Genomic DNA, 16975 nt, shown 5'->3' with positions numbered 1-16975 from the left:
TGATGGACATTCGGCCAACGTCAGTCGAAGGATTTCGGTTGTCTTCTCAGCAGGTGAGCGTAATCGAGGTACAAAAAGCGTTCGGCAAGACGCCATGTGCGATCGGCATGATCGATTTTGGAACAGAAATCGAGGTCGATCGGTTGCGCATGGCGGTCGAGCAGCTATGCCGTCGGCACGAGATCCTGCGTACGACATATCAGGAGATCCCGGGATTGAAATTTCCGATCCAGGTCATTTCTCCGGCCCCGCTTTATTCTTTCCAGATCATCGATGCTTCGGAGGAAGATGAAGGTTGGAATGCTTTCCGAGAGATAATCGATGTTGCGTCCGGGCCGGTGCTGAGCCTCACGTTGTTGCGGGGAGTAAATGGCGGAACCCGGGTAGTCGTCGCTGTGCCGCTTTGCAACGCGGACGAGACGGCTCTGGAGCAGTTTGCTGTTGAGCTGCGTGATATTTGCGCCGGCGCAGACCAACCGGCATCGGAGATACTGCAGTACGTCGATTACTCGGAGTGGCAAAACGAGCTGCTGGAAAGCGATTTCGGTAGGCAGGGCGAGGCGTTCTGGCGAGCCGCTCTCCTGGATCCGGTTTTGCTCGAGCAGCAGCTGCCGTTGGAGAGGCGTTCCAAAGACGTTTCCCAGATCGATCGGATCGAGGCCTCCGATCCGGAAGCCGGCCGGGCCGCCGGTCGGATCGCAGCCAACCTGGGCGCATCCACGCGGAGCGTCCTTTTCTCCCTATGGGCGGCCTTTCTTTCCAAGCTGCTGCAGCAGAACCAGATTCTGGTCGGGTTTGCGGCCGACGAGCGCAATCCGGAGCTTGCTGGAACAATGGGCCGATTCACGCATACTTTGCCGGTTGTCTGCCGGATCGAGCCGCAGCTGTCGTTGCGCGAAAATATGCAGGCGCTCCAGATCAAGATCGACGAGTGCCTTACATGGAAGGACTGTTTTCAAAGCAGTGTTCGGCGCCATAGCAAAAGTGGAGGGCCGTCGTTTCGCTATCCGTTCGGTTTCAAATTCAAACAGGGGGAACAGGGCGCCGCTCGCTCACTCCTCACCCGGCTCAATAGCGACGATGGGGGGCTGGATAAGCTGAGCCTCGAGTACTCGAGCGAGGGAGCCGAGCAGACGTTCCGTATAGCCTATGCGGTCCAGGCGTTTTCTAAAGAGACCGTGGCCGTATGGCTCGAACAGTTTCTGGTTTTTATAAAGAACGCCGGCAGCGATTGGGATCGGGCATTGCAGCAGATTGGTCTGCTGGGCGCTCAGGAGCGCAGCAGGGTTCTGCGCGAGTTCAGCGCCGGTGATGATAGAAAGTGCCCTGATGCCGTGTTTCTCCATCGACTCTTCGAACTCCAGGCCGGGCGTTCGCCCGACGCCATCGCACTCGTATTCGAGGATGTAGAGATCAGTTACGCCGAACTGAATCGGCGTGCAAACAGGTTGGCTCATTTTCTGCGCGAACGTGGCGTCTCCCCAGAGGATGTGGTCGGTGTCTGTCTGGGTAACCCGGTGGAGGTGATCGTGGCCTTGCTCGGTATCCTGAAGGCAGGCGGTGCCTATTTGCCGCTGGACCCGAGCTACCCTCCCGAACGGAGCGCGTTCATGGTGCAGGATTCCGGCGCCCGTTGCATTTTAACTAGCGAGACTCTCGCGCAGAGGCTTACTGTCGAGGAGCACGTCGAGGTTATCTACCTCGATACGGAGTCATCGATCAAACGGTGCGACAGCACGACTCCTGCGCCGACAGTAGACTCTTTTAATTTGGCATATCTCATCTATACGTCCGGGTCGACCGGCCAACCGAAGGGCGTGATGGTGAGCCACGCCAATGCTGTGGCCTCAACGGTTGCGCGGCTGGCTTTTTATCAGGAGAAAGTTGCTGGCTTTTTGCTATTGTCCTCGTTTTCCTTCGACAGCTCCGTTGCGGGGATTTTCTGGACGCTAGCTCAAGGAGGAAAGCTGTGTCTCCTCGACGATAGGCAGCGCAAGGACCCCAACCGAATCGCCGAGCGAGTGGCCCGGCACGGCGTCTCGCATGTGCTGACTCTGCCGTCCTTTTACGACCAGATTCTGGATGCCCTCGGCACGACCGGTCTGCGCTGCGCGATCGTGGCTGGTGAAACGTGTTCGAGCGATCTCCCGGCCCGGCACTTTGAGAAGCTGTCCGACACCAGGCTGGTCAACGAATACGGACCGACCGAGGGCACGGTATGGTGCACGGCATGGAATATTCATCCTCACGTCTACGATGATCGTATTCCCATCGGCAAGCCGACCCCGTCCATGCAGATTTATGTGCTGGATTCTCAGCTCGAACCGGTCGCTACGGGCCTGGTCGGGGAAATCTACGTCGGTGGGCGGGGGCTCGCTCGCGGTTACCGCCACCGACCTGCGCTGACGGCGGAGCGGTTTGTGCCTCATCCCTATGCAAGGGAGGACGGGGAGCGACTGTACCGTACCGGTGATCTGGGGCGTTGGCGTGCCGACGGGGTGCTCGAATACGTCGGTCGGATTGACCACCAGGTGAAGATTCGGGGCTTCCGGATTGAGCTGGGCGAGATCGAGGCGCGGCTACGGGAGCAAAATATTGTGCGTGAAGCCGTAGTAACGGCACGTGAGGACGCATCGGGGGATATGCGGCTGGTGGCCTATGTGGTGCCGGTGGGCTCCGATCTGGCGCGAGCCAGTGGGCAGGTGCAGGCGGCGTACCGGGATGAGTTGGGTGGGTATCTCCGGACATGGCTGCCCGAGCACATGGTGCCCGGCTGGTATGTATGGCTCACGCGGCTGCCACTCATGCCCAACGGCAAAGTGGATCGCAATGCGCTGCCGGCACCGGATATAGGCCAGGCGCAGCAGGAATATGTCGCGCCGAGGAGCGCGACCGAAGCAAAGCTGGCCGAAATCTGGCAGGCAGTACTCAGGCTCGATCGGGTAGGGGTGTACGACGACTTCTTCGCCCTTGGTGGCCATTCGCTTTTGGCGACTCAGGTGGTATCGCGTGTGCAGAAGGAGCTACGGGTCGCCGTGCCGCTGCGGCGCATCTTCGAGAGCACCACCCTGGAGCAGCTCGCGCAGAGTATCGAGGCCTCCGAGGCGGCCGGTCTGACCGATGAGAAAACCGACCGGCTTGATGCACTTCTAACGGAGCTGGAAGCGCGATGACGATGGATGCTGCTTTGGGGTTGGCGCAGCGGTTTATTGATCTATCCCCGGAAAAGAAGCGCGTTTTCTTTCAGCAATTGCGGAAGCAAGACATCGATTTCTCCTTGCTTCCCATTCCTTCCGGCATTGCCGGGAAGGACCACACGCGCGTGCTTTCCTACGCCCAGAGTCGGTTATGGTTTTTGTGGCAGCTGGAGCCGCAGAGCAGTGCCTACAATGTTCCCGGTGCGATAAGGCTAAAAGGTGAGCTGGATATCGGCGCACTGGGTAAGGCATTTGATTTTTTGGTGAAGCGCCATGAGGTGCTTAGGACGACGTTTCACCGGACAAGCGGGGAGGTGATTCAGACGGTTCAACTGCCGGCTCCGATAGAGCTGGACCGGGAGGACCTCGGAGAAGCTTGCGCCAGGGTCGAGGAGCGGGAGCGGCGGGTGATTGAGCTCGCTGAAGCCGAGGCCGGTGGGGCGTTTGATCTGGAGCGTGGACCGTTGCTGCGGGTGCGGCTATTGCGGCTGGGAGCACGGGAGCATGTGCTGCTGGTGACGCTGCACCATATTGTCTGCGATGCCTGGTCGATGGAGGTGCTGGTAGAGGAGTTTGCGCGCGCTTATGCGGCGTACCGCCAGGGGGAAGCGCCGGAGTTGGCGGCGCTGCCGATTCAGTACGCTGACTACGCGCTGTGGCAGCGCCAGTGGATGGAGGCGGGTGAGGGGGAGCGCCAGCTCGCTTACTGGCGCGCGCAGCTTGGTGAGCATCACCCGGTGCTGGAGCTGCCCACGGATCGAGCGCGCCGGGCGGTTCCGAGCGAGCGGGGGAGGCGCTACGATTTTGCACTCGAGGCGGAGCTGGTGCAGCGGCTACGGGCGTTGGCCCGGGCGCACGAGGTTACGCTGCCGATGCTGCTGTTGGCGGCGTTCAAAGTGCTGCTCTATCGTTACACGGGGCAGGGCGACCTGCGGGTGGGGGTGCCGATTGCCAATCGCCACCGAGTGGAGACCGAGGGGCTGATTGGTTTTTTCGTCAACACCCAGGTGTGGCGCACGCCGCTCGACGGTGGTGTTCGCGTGGTCGAGTTGCTGGGGCGGGTGCGGGAGACGGCGCTGGGGGCGCAGGCGCACCAGGATTTGCCGTTCGAGCAGCTAGTGGAGGCGCTGCAGCCGGCGCGCAGCCTAAGCCACAACCCGCTGTTTCAGGTGATGTACAACCATCAGGCGCGCAGCGCGGCGGCGTCGATCGAACTGCGGGGGCTGCGCATCGAGGCGTTGTCGCGGGAGGTTGGCAGCACGCAGTTTGATCTCACGCTGGACACGCTGGAGGAAGGCGGGGGGTTAAGTGCGGCGCTGACTTATCGCACGGAGCTTTTCGATCACGCGACGGTGGCGCGTCTGGCGGGGCACTGGTGTGAGCTGCTGCGGGCGATGTTGGCGGATCCCGAGCGCCGAGTGGGTGAGTTGCCGATGTTGCCGGAGGCCGAGCGCTTCGAGCTCCTCGATGAGTGGAACCGGACGCAACATGTCTATCCTTTTGCGCGTGGCTATGTCGGATTGTTCGAGGATCGCGTAGCCGAGCATCCGCAGCGGCTGGCGGCGAGCTGCCAGGGGCAGGACCTGAGCTACGGGCAGTTGAACGCCCAGGCCAACCGGTTGGGTCATGGGCTGATCGCGGCGGGGGTCAGGCCGGACGATGTAGTGGCATTATTTGCCGAGCGGGGTCTGGGGCTGCTCGGCCTAATCATTGGAGTGTTCAAAGCCGGTGGCGGCTACCTGCCGCTGGACCCCCGTCAACCGGTGCGCCGGTTGGCCCAGATGCTGGATTTGAGTCGGGCGCGGGTAGTGGTGAGCACCGAGTGTCTGCGCGCGGTACTGGAGCAAGCGCTGGCCGAACTGCCCGCCGAGCGGCGGCCGATCTGGCTCACCTTGGAAGCGCTGTCCGGGCAAGATTGGCCGGTGCATGATCCTGGGGTTCGCACCGGCCCCCATCATCTAGCCTACGTGATCTACACCTCTGGCTCGACGGGTGTGCCCAAAGGGGTCATGGTCGAGCAGGCGGGTATGCTCAATAACCAGCTGAGCAAGGTTCCCTATTTGGGGCTTACCGAAGGGGACGTGATTGCCCAGACGGCCGCGGCGGGCTTTGACATCTCGGTGTGGCAGTTTCTCACCGGTTTGCTGTGCGGGGCGCGGGTCGAAATCGTGCCCGATGCGATCGCCCACGATCCGATGGCCTTGTTGAAGCATGTGAATGCCACGGGCATTACTGTGTTGGAGAGCGTGCCCTCGCTGATCCAGGGCATGCTGGCAGAGGAGGCGGTGGAGCTCAAGGGCCTGCGTTGGCTGCTGCCGACCGGGGAGGCGCTGGCCCCGGAGTTGGCGCGCCAATGGTTCCGGCGCTATCCGCACATTCCGCTGGTCAATGCTTACGGACCGGCCGAGTGCTCGGACGACGTGGCGCTGCATACGCTGCGGGAAGGCCCGGCGTCGGGCACGGTTCATCTGCCCATTGGCCGGCCTACGGACAACACTCGGCTCTATGTGCTCGATGGGCAGCTGCAGCCGGTGCCGGTTGGCGTGACGGGGGAGCTGTGTATTGCCGGAGCCGGGGTCGGGCGCGGTTACCTGCATGATCCGGCGCGCACCGCGCAGGCTTTTGTGCCGCATCCGTATGCCCAGACGCCTGGGGAGCGGCTGTACCGCAGCGGTGATCTAGCGCGCTGGCGCGCCGACGGGGTGCTCGAGTACGTCGGGCGCAGCGACCACCAGGTAAAGGTGCGCGGCTTTCGCATCGAGCTGGGCGAGATTGAGGCGCGATTGCTGGAGCACCAAGGGGTGCGCGAGGCCGTGGTGGTGGTGCGGGAGGCGCCCAGCGGCAAGCACCTGGTTGGCTATGTCGTTCCCACGGCCCTGGAGGCTGGCGCCGGGCTGGGCGATGCCCTGAAGGCGCATCTGAAAGAGGCGATCCCCGAGTATATGGTGCCGGGCCAAATCGTGGTGCTGGAGCAGCTGCCGCTAACCCCCAACGGCAAGCTCGATCGCAAGGCGCTGCCCGAGCCCGAGTGGGAAAGCCGCGACTACGTGGCGCCACAAACCGAATTGGAGCACCAGCTCGCCGGCATCTGGCAAGAACTGCTCGGCGTCAAACGCATCAGCATGACGGATAACTTCTTCGAGCTGGGAGGTGATTCGATTCTGATCATTCAGGTGGTCAGCCGTGCCCGCCGGTTCGGTATCGGGCTTGCTCCCAGGGACCTGTTCCAACATCAGACGCTGGAGGCACTGGCTCGCGTGGCGCAGCCTGCAAAAGAGGCGGCAATTGACCAAGGTCCAGTTGCCGGTGAGGTGGCCTTGACGCCGATTCAGAGTTGGTTCTTTGAAATGGAGATACCGCAACGCCACCACTGGAACCAATCGGTGCTGCTGAAGATGTGGGAGGCGCTGGATCCTTCGAGCCTGGAGCACGTCCTACGCCAGTTGGTCGTGCACCATGATGCGCTGCGATTGCGTTATCGACAGGCGGGCGGGAGGTGGATCCAAAGCCATGTAAGTCTGGAAGATGAGCGGCAACGGTGGCAAGCCGAACTACTGTTATGGGTCAAGCAGGCCAGGGATGCGGAGGAGATCCGACGCATCGCCGATGAGGCTCAGCGAAGCCTGAGTTTGATCCAAGGACCGCTGTTGCGGGGCGTCCATATAAGCCTGCCGGATGGCACGGCAAGATTGCTGCTGGTGGCTCACCACTTGGTGACGGATGGCGTGTCTTGGCGGATTCTGCTGGAAGATTTGCAGACAGCGCACATCCAGCTGCTGGCGGGCCAGGAGATCGACCTTCCGGCAAAGACCAGCGCTTTCAAGACATGGTCGGAGAAGCTGACGACGTATGCGTGCAGCGAATCCTTGAAAGATGAGCTCCCCTATTGGATGGCTCAACTCGGCGGCGGTATCGAGGATCTGCCGCAAGATCGACCCTGGGGGGAGAATCTCGTCAAGCACGCCGGCAATCTGAGCCTGCGTTTGGATCGTGAACGAACCCGGCAGTTACTCAAACAAGCGCCTGCGGCCTATGGCACACAGATCAACGATTTGCTGCTGGCGGCCCTGGCGCGGGTGTTGTGCCGTTGGGGTAAGCGGAAATCGGTGCTGGTGGAGCTGGAAGGACACGGGCGGGAAGACCTGTTCGGCATTGACGTAAGCCGCACGGTGGGCTGGTTTACCACGGCGTTTCCAGTTCGCCTGACCCCGCGAGGGGCAATAGCGGACTCGATTGAGGCCGTGCAGGAGCAGCTACGAAGCGTTCCGAACCGAGGGCTGGGATACGGTGTGCTTCGATACCTCGGCGAACCGCAGGTGCGCGCCCAGCTGCAGACACTGTCGCCGCCGCGGATCACCTTCAATTATCTAGGTCAGTTCGATCAGAGCTTCGATGAAGGGGGGCTGTTCGTGCCGGCCCCGGAGAGTGGCGGGAGTGGACGGAGCGAAGATGCGCCGTTGACGAACTGGCTAGAGGTCAATGGCCGAGTATACGGTGGCGAGCTAAAGCTGACCTGGAGCTTCAGTAAAGCGAGGTATTGCCCCGCTACCGTCCAGGGCCTGATTGAAGCTTACCGGGCGGAGCTGGTGGCTTTGATCGAACACTGCACAGACCGGCATGCGAGCGGGCTGGTCCTGTCCGGCCAATCGTTGGCCCAGCCTTAATCTGTAGGCAATCTCTTTAAAAACGCGAATACTTTGCATATATGTTTGAAGTTCGATCAGACGGGGCCTCCACTCATGTAGGCCTGAGTCCGGCGTGCGAGGTTGTGACCATCGGTTTTACGATCGTAAGGAAGGAATCATGAGCCCTGCCACAGTACACGTTTACTGGCGCTGGATGGATTTACGAATGACCGATCACGGCGAGGCACTGCTTGCGCTGTTGCGGACTGATGAGGCGCCCGCATCCGGCGCGATCCGGTTGCGGCAGAAGAATGGGCCGGCACCCGCGCACGGTGAGGGATTGCCTGGATGAACGTATTTAAGTCCCTCGTTTATCGGTTCCGCGGCTTGCTGTTACTAACCCTAATTGCCAGTGCGCTAAGCGCCGCGGCCAGCATCGCATTGATCAACGAGATCAACAACCTCATCACCGCACCCGAGGCTTTCGTCAACACCCGTATCGGCATGGCAGCCGCGCTATTGGTGGCGTTATTCGTCTGTGGCTTCGGTTCTCAAGCACTGCTGACTGCGTTTGGTCATCGCATCGTATACGAGTTGCGGATGGTGATGGTCAAACGCGTGCTCGATACCGGCGTCGAGCAGCAGGAACAGATTGGTGCACCGGCCCTGTACGCGAGTTTGACCAAGGACATTATGAGCATCGGGGAGGCGTTCAATCGTTTGCCCTTCGTGCTTTACAACGGCATTTTAGTGGCCGGCAGCTTCATTTATCTCGCCTGGCTGTCGTGGCAGCTGTTCCTGCTCAGCGCCGTGGTCATCGGCCTGGGGGCGGGGTTGGCGCAGGTGCTAATGATGCGAATGCGTGCGCTTATGAAAATCGTGCGTGATACGGACGATCGGATTTATGCGGGTTACGAAGGCGCGATTGACGGGCGCTACGAGCTGGCGCTGAACGCGTGGCGTAAGCGCCGCTTCTACGAGAGAGATTTCGAGCCAGCCGTTGAGATGGCTCGTGCTACGGAGGTGAGCGCCGACCGTTATTGGACGTTGAGCTTGAATCTGACGATTACGATCATACTCGGCCTAACGTTTGGAATCTTCATCGCCGGGGCGGCCTTCGGCATCCCGAGCGCTAACGTGATCGCCTACGTGCTGGTGCTGATGTTCCTGCGCACACCGCTCAACGACTTGGTGGGGGGGCTGCCGGCGTTACTGACGGGAAGCGTGGCACTCAGCAAGATCGATTCGCTCAGCCTCGAACCCTACCAGCCGGGTTTCAACGTGCGGTCGGAAAAAATCGAAACAGCAACGGGAGATGAGTTGCTGGCGCTGGAGAACGTCGTCTACGAGTATCCGCATGAAGGCGGCGAATACGGCTTCCGCCTCGGTCCAGTCAATTTGCGCCTACGAACGGGGGAAATGCTGTTCATCGTGGGTGGCAACGGCAGCGGCAAATCGACGCTGGCGAAGATCCTGACCGGACTTTATCACCCGTCGAGCGGTTTGTTGCGGCTGAACGGTGTGGCTGTGACGGATAATAGGCTCGCGTGGTATCGCAGCCACTTCTCCACCGTGTTCTCCAGTTTCCATCTGTTCGAGCGGTTGGTTGGACCGCGTGGGGAGTTCGACCCCGCGCTGGCGCAGGCCTTTCTGGAGCGGCTGCGGATGGAGCGCAAGGTCGCAATCGACGGCGATTGCCTGTCGACGACCCGCTTGTCGCAAGGGCAACGCAAGCGCCTGGCGCTGTTGACGGCCTATGTTGAGCAGCGGCCGATCCTGTTGCTCGACGAATGGGCGGCGGACCAGGACCCGGTCTTCCGGTCCTTTTTCTATTTCGAGTTGCTGCCTGAACTGAAGCGGTGTGGCAAGACGATCATCGCGATCAGCCACGACGACCGCTATTTCGGCATCGCAGACCGTGTGCTCAAGTGCGAGAGCGGCGTGTTGCGAGAATACAAACCCACGGTGTCGGTACAGGAAGCTGGTGCGCAACTCGAGGCCGCAGCGGGAAGGGGTGAGTCCGTGCTGCAATAAGGCATAAGCGTAAGCGTAACGGCGTTTGGATGAAAGGGCTGGTTCGTCCGGAGATCGGCAACCGGTTTGTTGTTTTTTAGAAACAATAATAAGTATAATTATTATTTAGCATTGCATTATTCTATCCATGGCTGGAGTTTTGATCAAATGTCGGGAGTATCTCAAAAAAATAATCGACGACACGGTGCTGCGCGTCGAGCACTGTCGCAGCGCTACCTCCTCGTTCCCGCGATCACGGCCGGGCTTGCACTGGCGAGCCCAGTTCGGGCGCAGGCCGAGGAGGGCAAACCGCAGAGCTTAGCGGCCTCGCCGGGGGACGCCGCCGCAGTTATGCTGCCGGCCATTTCGGTCGAGGGCGAACAAATCAGCCAACCGCTGACGGGTTTTCAGATGCCGGTTACGCCGCGCGAGGTACCGCAGTCGGTCAGCGTTGTCCCGAAGGAGCGAATCGAGCAGCAGAACCTCTTTAACATGGAAGATGCGATGAAGCAGTCGACCGGCGTGCGGGTCGAGCGCATCGATGCGAACCGTGTCAACTTCTACAGCCGCGGCTTCGAGATCCAGAAACTACAGATCGACGGGCTGACCACGACCATGGATGACCGGCTTTTCCTCTCCCCCGATCTGTCGATGTACGAAAGCGTGCAGGTGCTGAAAGGACCGGCCGGGTTGCTGACCGGCTCCGGGGGCGCCGGCGGTGCCGTCAACCTGGTGCGTAAGCGCCCGCGGGGCCAGGCGGCCGTCACGGGCAAGCTGAGCGCGGGATCGTGGGACAACTACCGCGGCACGCTCGACGCCACCGGGCCGCTCAACGGCTCAGGCACGCTGCGGGGCCGCGCGGTCGGTACCTATCAGGATCGCAACTCCTTCATCGATCAGGCGTGGCAGAAAAACGCGACTCTCTACGGCGTGCTGGAATACGATTTGACGCCGAGCACGCTGGTGACCGCCGGTGCGGGCTACCAGTGGCTCTACGCGAAGCAGCCCTGGACCCTGCCGGCTTATTCCGACTTCGAGCTGCTGGATGTGTCACGCTCGACCTATCTCGGCGCCGATTTCAACCGTGACCGCTTTGCCCGGACCAGCGCGTTTGCCGAGCTGGAGCAGGCGCTCGGCAACCAATGGTTGGCGAAGGTCGCGTTCCGTTACGGCGACAGCAAGCTGCATAGTGACCAGGCCTTCGCCTGGGGGGCGGTCGATCGCGGCACGAATCTGACCGACATGTGGGCGCTCAAATTCGATTACCGGGAGAAGCAGACCGGGGCCACCGCGTACGTTACCGGTCCAATCACCTTGCTAGGCCAAGAACACCAGCTGTTGATCGGCACCAACTACGAACGCATCAATTTTCATAATTCTAATTTCACGGCGGCCTCGGAGTTCTTCCCGTACCCTAACCCGGTGAACGTCTTCAACCCGAGCACGGACTTCCCTAAGGCTCAATTCAGCCGCAGCGATGTCACGACCCTCATCGAGCAGCTTGGCGTGTACGGCAACGCCCGGATCCACCTGGCCGAGCCATTGACCCTGGTGCTGGGCGGACGCGTGAGCTGGTGGGAGACCTCGCTCGATGAGACCGGCCAGCAAAAACAGCGCGATAAATTCAATGCCGTATTAACGCCTCTGGTCGGGTTGATCTATGATCTGAACAATACTTATTCGCTGTATGCGAGCTACGCAGAGACCTTCCAGCCGCAGAACTTCCGTGATGCCGACGGAGATCTGCTCGATCCCTTGCAAGGCGAGCAGCTCGAGGCGGGCATCAAGGCGGCGCTGTTCGGCGGCGCGCTCAACGCCTCGCTGGCCGCCTTCCGCATCACCGAGACCAACCGCGCCCAGCGGCCTGCGAACAACCCGGATCCACAGGTTTTCGTAGCTCGCGGCAAGGTGCGCAACCAGGGCTTCGAAGCCGAAATCTCCGGGCAAGTGCAACCGGGCTGGGATGCCTTCGCCGGCTACACTTACACTGACACGGACAATCCGACTCTGGGGGGCGGGGGCCCCGATGGGGGATCGGCTTTCTCCGTCATTGCACCGCGCCATCTCTTTAAGTTGTGGACCAACTACCGGCTGCCGGGAGATTGGAACCAGTGGAGTCTCGGGGCCGGCTTGCGCGCCACCAGCAAGATCTTCAACGAGTTCGAAGACGGGGAGAGGCTCACCCAATCGGGCTATGCGACGGTCGATGCCCGCCTCGGTTACCGGGTGAACCAGCGTCTCTCGGTCAGCCTGAATGTCACCAACATTTTCGACAAGAAGTACTACCAACGAATCAACACGGTGAACAGTGGTAACCTTTTCGGCCAGCCGCGCGCCTTTATGCTGACGCTGCGTGGGCAGTTGTAGGCAACACTTCGCTATAACGGGACAATCGATGCGGACCTTGCTCGTTTGGTGCCATCGCTGGCTGGGCTTGAGCGCCGGGCTGGTGCTGCTGATTATGGGCTTGACCGGTGCGTTGCTGAGCTTCGAGCAGGAGATCGTCCACGCCCTCAACGACAGCCGCGTGCAGCCGCCGGCCGGTGCCGTACCGTTGCCGGCGGATGTGCTGCGGGCGCGGCTGCAACGGGCGGTGCCGCCGGCGCGGCCTTTGGTCGATTTTCGGGTGCCGACGAAACCGGATGAGGCCGGGCGGGCCTGGTTCGGTAGCGGAATCGACACCCGCGTCCGCTTCTTCGATCCTTACACCGGGGTGAGCTGGCCGGACTCCGGCGTTGGTTGGGCCATGCTGGTGATCCAGGAGATCCACACTAACCTGGCTTTGGCCGCTGAAGGCAAGTTTGTGACGGGTTTGTGCACCTTGGCCTTAGTAGTGTTGGTGCTGACCGGCCTGATTCGGCGGGCACCGCGCCGACTCGTCGATCTCAAGGGCTGGTTTTTTTGGCGCTGGGGGTTTCGCGGCCGCGCTCGTGTGTGGCAGTGGCATGCCTTGCTTGGCACTTGGTTGGCGCTGCCCGTGTTATTGGCGGCCCTGACAGGCCTTACCGGGTCCTACGATTGGTACCGCGAGGGCATCCGCAATTGGCTGCCGGGGGAGGAGCGTGCACCGGTGAGCGTGCCGGTCAGCGCCGGGCCATTACGCGCTGATCGAGTCGCCGCCGGGTTCGCTGCACATCTGCCGCAAGGGCAGGGCTACCGTTGGGTGGAGCCGCAGGCGGGGGAGGCGGTGCGAGTAACGTATCTGGAGCCCCGCGTGCCTTTCTCTTCCGCCCACAGTGAGTTGCTGCTCGAGCCGAGTACCGGGCGGGTTCTAGACTCGGCCATTTACAGCGAGCTGAGCCTGCGCGAGCGTTACATGTATATCGCGTACGCCTTACACGTGGGTTCTTTCTTCGGGCTGTTCGGGCGCATCATCATGATGCTTGCCTCCGTCGGGCTGATTGGCTTTGCCGCCACCGGCGTTTATCTATACCTGCAAGCCTGGCGCCCGCGCCGTGGCGGGCCAGGGGCGGACCCCGACGCAGACACGCTGGTGCTCTATGCCAGCCAGTCGGGGACGGCGGCGCGGCAAGCCGAGCTCACGGCGGCGTGGCTGCAAGAGCAAGGCCATCGCATCCGGTTGACTACCATGCAGAATATCCGGCCGGCCACTTTGGCGCAGTTTCGCCGCCTGATCGTGGTCAACGCGACCTATGGCGATGGCGGACCGCCGGAGTCGGCGCGCCGCTTTGCGGCGGAGCTGGCGCATCGGCCGCTGCCTCTGAGTGGCATCGAAACTGCCATACTGAGTTTCGGGGACAGCACTCACCAACACTTTTGTGCCTTCGGTCGTTTCCTGCGTGCCCGTTTTGAAGCCAGTGGTGCGCGTACCGTTGCCGTCGGCGAAGTCGATCGTGGCGATCCCCAGGTGTTGGCCGCCTGGTGGCGAGAGCTGGCGGACTACCTCCAGCTGCAGCCGCCGGCGGCGATCGTACCGCCATGGACACACGTGACGGTGCAAGCGTCTGTGCTGGTCAATCCCCAAGATCCCGAGCGGGCGTTGTGGCGAGTGCGGCTGAACTGGCAGCCTAAGGGCGTACAGCCGGGCGATCTGGTGGAAGTCCAACCCAAGGTTGATCCAGCCGCCATGGCGATCAGTCTGCGGCAGGCGGAGTGGGACCCGGAGGCGGTGTTGGCCCTGCCGGAGGGGGGCACGACGTTGCTGCGTGCACTTACCGAGCATCGGGAGTGGCGTGCTCCGCCGAGCGGTAGCGCGCCGCAAGCTTGGATCGAGCGGCTGCCTCGTATGACCCCACGACGCTATTCGGTAGCCAATGCGCCGGGGCAAGAAATTTGCCTGTGGGTGCGGCGCGTTCCGTGGGGGTTGTGCTCCAACTACCTCGGTGCGCTGCGTGTGGGCGACTGGCTGCAGGTGCGTCATCTCCCGCACCCCGGTTTCCGTTTGCCACGCCATGTCAGCCCCCTGGTGCTAATCAGCAACGGGACCGGGCTTGCCCCGTTTCTCTCCTTCCTCGAGAGCGGCTATGAAGGTATGGTCTGGTGGCTGCACGGCGAGCGCCAGCCGCCGGATGCCGAAACCGCCCTCCGTTTAACGGCATGGGGGGAGCGGGGAAGCATCAGCTGCCTCGATTGGGTGGTTTCCACGGCCGATCCGCAGCAACCTTACGTTCAGCATCGGTTACGGACAAAGCGCGAACAACTGCGAGCGTGGTGGGCAAAGGGGGCTCACTTCTATATTTGTGGCGGGGCCAATACCTTATGGCCCGGCGTAAGAGCGGTGCTGGATGAGGTGATTGGCACCGATGAGGTTGAGCAGTTGTTTGCAGCTGGCCGCTGTCACCTCGATATCTACTGAAGTCGCGCTTCAGCAGGGTTACGCTGATCCGGGTTTAGTTGCTGCTAGCGTCCCGGTGTTGCCGCAATTGGTCGCAGAGCACCGCTTTCTCCTGCAGTAAGTCGATTCTTTTCTGAGCCAGCGCCGCCAGCTGCTCTTCGGTCTGTGCCAGCCGCTCGCGCAGCAAGGCGCGTTCCTTGTCCGCTGCCGCTAGGTCAGCGCGGTATTCCACCAGTGCTTCGGTGGCGGTCAGATGACGTTGCTCGAGCGTTTGATGACGCTGGGTAAGCTGTGTCAGTTGGTAGGCGGCTTGATCGTGCGTAGCGCGCGCGTGCGCGAGGGCCTCCTCCGTTGCTTGTAAGCGCTTTTGCAGGCGCGTATTTTCTTTCGCCTGCTGTTGGGCTTGTGCCTGTGTTTCGCTCAAGAGAGCTTGTTGTGCCAGTACCTGCTGTCGGGCTTCGGCCAACTCCTGTTCCAAGCGGCTTTGGCGCCGTTCCGCAGTCGCTCGCTCTTCGGCCCGTTGTCGGGCTACAGCTTCTTGATAATGCTCAAACTGGGCTCGCGCCTGGGTCAGCTGCTCGGTAAGTGCCGCAGTCGCGGCGGTGCGATCGCTCAGTCGCTGCTCTAGGCCGGCATTCTCACTGTGCAAGCCAGCCACGGTGACCGCCTGCTCATGTCGTGCCTCCTCCGATTGTTGAATCTGGACCGCTGCCGCCTGTAGAGATTGCTGCTGCGCCTGGTGCTTCTCCTCTAGTGCCGCGTGCTCGGCTTGTAACGAATGCAGTTGCTCCTGAAGGGCCTGTAATTCCGCCTCATGCGCGTGTTGTTGCTGCTCCCGTAGCCGTGCCGCTTCCGCTTGTACTTTCTCGTATACCCCTTTTACGGCCTGCACGAGTTCAGTTGGCAGCCCTGTATCCGCTTCCGTCACCCTCTCGGCGTATTCCGCCTTCCAGCGCTTGAGCAGTGGAGCGATGGTGCTTTTGCTGCCGGTCTCGCCGAGTGCGGCCCGAATGCTGTCGACAGTCGGGTTCTTGCCTGCATCGACTAGGCCGGCGGCGGCCTGGGCGACGTGAAAATACGTGATGCCGGAACGCGCCATCGTGGATTCTCCAACAATATAATTACATATTACGTAATACGTAATATAATGTAATTATTATGAATTGATAATCACGATTTACTTCTGAAATTAACTTTCGATAAATAACATTATCGTCTGTTAACCTCCCGCGCTCATGAGAAAAGTTGTAACCTTCGGTATGGACGCGCCTCAAAGAGCGATTGCCGATGGCAAAGAGTAAGAAAATGGAGGGCGCTACCGGGTTGGCTGGATTCGGTGCGCCACCCAGCCGTACCGGTGGTACACTCGCAACCCCCGCGCAACTCGCGCAGCAGCACCAGCGGTTTCTCGCTGCCGCTACCGCCGATAACACTCGGCGCGCCTACCGCTCGGCGATTCGTCATTTCCTGGCCTGGGGCGGAGTATTACCCTGCGATGCGGCGATGGTGGTGCGCTACCTGCTCACTTTTGCCGAGCAGTTAAATCCGCGCACGCTCGGTCTGCGTCTGACGGCGCTGTCGCAGTGGCACCGTTTCCAGGGCTTTGCCGACCCGGCGGCGGCCCCGACCGTGCGTAAGACCCTGCGTGGTATTGCGCGTGTGCACGGGCGGCCACGCCAACAAGCCAAGGCGCTGTCCCTGGAGGATGTACAACGCATCGTGATGCGGCTTGCCGAGACGGGGACGCTGGCGGCGCTACGCGATAGCGCTTTGTTGCAGACGGGTTATTTCGGTGCGTTCCGCCGCCGGGAGTTGGTGGGGCTCACCGTTTCGAACTTATCTTGGGAGCGCGAAGGTCTGCGGATCACACTGCCGCGTTCCAAGACCGATCCGAGCGGCGAAGGGTTTTCGAAAGCAATCCCTTACGGCGGGGGGATCTGTTGTCCGGCTACGGTCCTGCAACGCTGGCTCACGGCCGCCGCGATTGAGCGCGGTCCGTTGTTCCGGCGTATCAACCGCTGGGGTGGAATCGGCGCGGCGGCTTTGACGGCGGGTAGTGTCAACAGCATTCTCGCGGTCCGGGCCGCCGAGGCGGGGTTGCCCGATGTCACCAAGCTGAGCAGTCACAGCCTGCGACGGGGCTTGGCGACCAGCGCCTATCGCGCCGGCGCCGATTTCCGCGACATCAAACGGCAAGGCGGCTGGCGGCATGACGCGACGGTGCAGGGGTATATCGAGGAGGCCGGCGCGTTCGAGGAAAACGCGGCCGGGGCGCTCTTAAAGGAGTAACCAACGAGGTAAGTACTGATGATGCCGTTAGTATTTCGAGCTGTTATTTGGTTTAA

General features: G+C 61.4%; 8 protein-coding genes. 7 read left to right on the top strand and 1 reads right to left on the bottom strand.

Annotated features, from left to right (window positions below):
• The first annotated feature begins 2 nt into the window (after positions 1-2).
• The 6 genes from NB231_RS03540 to NB231_RS03520 all read left to right on the top strand — a co-directional run bounded on the left by NB231_RS03540 (position 3) and on the right by NB231_RS03520 (position 14651).
• Positions 3-3173 carry a non-ribosomal peptide synthetase gene (locus tag NB231_RS03540; RefSeq protein WP_040661716.1) on the top strand — a complete coding sequence of 1057 codons (3171 nt, stop codon included), beginning with the start codon at positions 3-5 and terminating at the stop codon, positions 3171-3173.
• Complete coding sequence (locus NB231_RS03535) at positions 3170-7861, top strand: non-ribosomal peptide synthetase (RefSeq protein WP_004999805.1); 4692 nt, start codon at positions 3170-3172, stop codon at positions 7859-7861. Before NB231_RS03540 ends, NB231_RS03535 begins: the two co-directional genes overlap by 4 nt.
• A 139-nt stretch (positions 7862-8000) precedes the next feature.
• Complete coding sequence (locus NB231_RS18260; protein WP_156776886.1) at positions 8001-8174, top strand: hypothetical protein; 174 nt, start codon at positions 8001-8003, stop codon at positions 8172-8174.
• Positions 8171-9856 (top strand): cyclic peptide export ABC transporter, encoded by a 1686-nt coding sequence (locus NB231_RS03530; RefSeq protein ID WP_004999802.1) that lies wholly within the window; start codon positions 8171-8173, stop codon positions 9854-9856. The genes NB231_RS18260 and NB231_RS03530 overlap by 4 nt, the downstream gene beginning before the upstream one ends.
• A gap of 147 nt (positions 9857-10003) precedes the next feature.
• Positions 10004-12202, top strand: coding sequence for a TonB-dependent siderophore receptor (locus tag NB231_RS03525; RefSeq protein WP_004999800.1), 2199 nt, complete (start codon positions 10004-10006; stop codon positions 12200-12202).
• A gap of 28 nt (positions 12203-12230) precedes the next feature.
• Entirely contained in the window at positions 12231-14651 is a 2421-nt protein-coding gene (locus NB231_RS03520) for a PepSY domain-containing protein (protein ID WP_004999799.1), read from the top strand.
• A gap of 34 nt (positions 14652-14685) precedes the next feature.
• On the opposite strand, the gene NB231_RS03515 is transcribed toward NB231_RS03520, so the two are convergent.
• Positions 14686-15729: a DNA-binding protein gene (locus NB231_RS03515; protein WP_004999798.1), complete on the bottom strand. Its 1044-nt coding sequence runs from the start codon at positions 15727-15729 to the stop codon at positions 14686-14688.
• A 188-nt stretch (positions 15730-15917) separates the two neighbouring features.
• Here NB231_RS03515 and NB231_RS03510 point away from each other — a divergent pair, with 188 nt between their 5' ends.
• On the top strand, positions 15918-16919 hold the full coding sequence (locus NB231_RS03510) for a site-specific integrase (RefSeq protein WP_232210379.1): 1002 nt from the start codon (positions 15918-15920) through the stop codon (positions 16917-16919).
• Positions 16920-16975: the final 56 nt, after the last annotated feature.

Source organism: Nitrococcus mobilis Nb-231 (assembly GCF_000153205.1).
In the GTDB taxonomy this organism is placed as follows: Bacteria; Pseudomonadota; Gammaproteobacteria; order Nitrococcales; family Nitrococcaceae; genus Nitrococcus; species Nitrococcus mobilis.
This window is presented reverse-complemented; position numbering and strand designations above follow the sequence as displayed.

Bases quoted from the DNA above. Each gene is read 5' to 3' on its own strand.
- NB231_RS03525 (WP_004999800.1), top strand. From the start codon at position 10,004: ATGTCGGGAGTATCTCAAAAAAATAATCGACGACACGGTGCTGCGCGT.
- NB231_RS03530 (WP_004999802.1), top strand. From the start codon at position 8,171: ATGAACGTATTTAAGTCCCTCGTTTATCGGTTCCGCGGCTTGCTGTTA.
- NB231_RS03535 (WP_004999805.1), top strand. From the start codon at position 3,170: ATGACGATGGATGCTGCTTTGGGGTTGGCGCAGCGGTTTATTGATCTA.
- NB231_RS03510 (WP_232210379.1), top strand. From the start codon at position 15,918: ATGGCAAAGAGTAAGAAAATGGAGGGCGCTACCGGGTTGGCTGGATTC.
- NB231_RS18260 (WP_156776886.1), top strand. From the start codon at position 8,001: ATGAGCCCTGCCACAGTACACGTTTACTGGCGCTGGATGGATTTACGA.
- NB231_RS03540 (WP_040661716.1), top strand. From the start codon at position 3: ATGGACATTCGGCCAACGTCAGTCGAAGGATTTCGGTTGTCTTCTCAG.
- NB231_RS03515 (WP_004999798.1), bottom strand. From the start codon at position 15,729: ATGGCGCGTTCCGGCATCACGTATTTTCACGTCGCCCAGGCCGCCGCC.
- NB231_RS03520 (WP_004999799.1), top strand. From the start codon at position 12,231: ATGCGGACCTTGCTCGTTTGGTGCCATCGCTGGCTGGGCTTGAGCGCC.